Origin of the sequence: Mesorhizobium sp. M0664 (assembly GCF_040320565.1) — a bacterium.
Classification (GTDB): Bacteria; Pseudomonadota; Alphaproteobacteria; order Rhizobiales; family Rhizobiaceae; genus Mesorhizobium.
In genome coordinates, this window is record NZ_JAMYPW010000103.1 from 1 (window position 1) to 1,865 (window position 1,865).

Annotated in this window: 3 protein-coding genes; 1 reads left to right on the top strand and 2 read right to left on the bottom strand. The window is 59.8% G+C overall.

The window, feature by feature from the left end; genetic code table 11:
• Positions 1 to 186: 186 nt before the first annotated feature.
• Positions 187 to 750, top strand: coding sequence for an FAD-dependent oxidoreductase (locus NKI39_RS34110; RefSeq protein ID WP_352837534.1), 564 nt, complete (start codon positions 187 to 189; stop codon positions 748 to 750).
• Positions 751 to 784: 34 nt separating this feature from the next.
• Here the strand turns inward: NKI39_RS34110 and NKI39_RS34115 are convergent, their stop codons facing one another.
• Together NKI39_RS34115 and NKI39_RS34120 are read right to left on the bottom strand one after the other, a co-directional pair.
• Complete coding sequence (locus NKI39_RS34115; RefSeq protein ID WP_352837537.1) at positions 785 to 916, bottom strand: hypothetical protein; 132 nt, start codon at positions 914 to 916, stop codon at positions 785 to 787.
• A 158-nt stretch (positions 917 to 1,074) separates the two neighbouring features.
• On the bottom strand, positions 1,075 to 1,865 hold a 791-nt coding region (locus NKI39_RS34120), incomplete at its 5' end, for an IclR family transcriptional regulator (RefSeq protein WP_352837539.1).

Consider the following 1,865-nt stretch of genomic DNA (forward strand, 5'->3'; position numbering starts at 1 on the left):
CGCGGCGGCCCCCCCCGCGCACAAATCCACCCTGTTGTCACAAACCCCCCAACGGCGGGGGCCGGGGGGGGGTCCCCCCCCCCCCCCCCGGGCCGCTCCGAATTTGGGGGACTTATTACAAATCTCGGTCGCGAAGCCGACGCCGCTGGGGTGGAAATCAGGACACGCGTTCACGTTACGCCCGAAATGCTTGCAAGCCTCAAAGTTGATACGGTCATTCTGGCAACAGGCGCAACACCACGCCGACCACGCCTCGAGATTGGCGATGGCGCACAGATCGTTGATGCATGGCAGGCAGTCGCAGACGAGCTTAAGCTAGGAAGTCGGATCGTGATCGCTGACTGGCGTTGCGACTGGGTTGGACTTGGCCTCGCCGAGAAATACGCCCAGTCCGGTCATCACGTTCGATTGGCTGTTACGGGTACAGAGCCTGGCCAGATGATCCAGTCATATGTGCGTAATCATGCTCTGGCCAAACTTCATAAGCTTGGCGTGGAGATCATCCCTTATGCACGCCTCATCGGCGTGGATTCGGACACCGTATATTTCGAGCACGCGTTAAGCGGCAGCGCTCTCATGTGCGAAGATGTCGATAGCCTGGTCCTTGCCCAAGGTCATTCCGCCGACACTACGCTGGAGGAACAATTGGTCGACTACACAGGAGAGTTGCACGTGATCGGCGACTGTCTCGCCCCGCGGACAGCCGAGGAGGCCGTGCGAGAAGGGCTCCAAATCGGCACGACCGTATAGTCGAGGCAGTTCTCAGTGAGTTGCAAGCTATTCACTACTTGCGCCCGGGCGACTGTCGGTGCAGAGATTCTTCGACTACGTGGGTCGGCACGCGCAGCAGATAGGTCGAAACCGAGCTGTTGCTGATCTTCAGCCATTGCCAGAACGGCGCTCCTGAGAACGACATCAGATCCCCCCCGAATTTGTCCGGGAATACGCGGAATCACTGGTGTCCGCGATCTCATGGGCTGGGTTTTTTTGGGGGCGTGTTGGACATATCGGTGTTTTACGCCTCAGCGAGCACTAGCTTAGCTAGTTTCCGTCCATAGCTACCGGTTGCTCGGATCAAAGCGGCCCGATGCGTGCGCCGATGTCCTTGGCCGCTGCATGCAGCGCCGGCAGATACTTTACTATTGTCTCGCGGTCAGTCACGAAGGAGGGGGCGGCGAGCGACAGTGCTGCCCGCCTTCGCCCTTGCGGCGTCGGGATCGCAACGGCGATCGAGCGTACGCCTTGTTCGTTTTCCTCGTCGCCGATGGCAAATCCCTGTCGTTCCACTTCGGCGATTTCGGTTGCCAGAGCGGCCGGATCGATGAGTGTATTCCTGGTCTGGGGAGTGAGAACCATTCTGGCGAGAAGGGTCTTACGTTCGCTGTCAGCCAATGTGGCCAGCATGCACTTGCCGGCGGCGGTGGAGTAGATCGGCTCACGCATGCCGAGTTCGCCACCGATGCGAATGCGTGTCGGCGGATCGGCGCGCTCGATAACAACGATGTTCACACCGTCAAGGACGTCGAAGCTTACGAGCATACCTGTGCGATCGGCGAGCTCACGCATGAGTGGGCGCGCAACCTCCGCCACTCCCAAGACCGCGTTAACTTTCTGGCTCAGCTCGAAAAGCTTCAGCCCGAGAGTGTAGAGACGGCTCTGCTGATGGTACTGCACGAAGCCCCGATCGACCAGGATACCGAGAATGCGATGGGCCGTAGAGTTGGCGAGTTCGGTCGCGGTAGCCAGCTCGGAGAATCGCACACCCGCCGGAGTGTCGCCCAGCACCTGAAGAATCTTCAGGCCCTTGAGCAGTGTTCCCGGTTCTGACCCAGAGAGAGCTTTGACCATTCCCATCCGACGAGGGG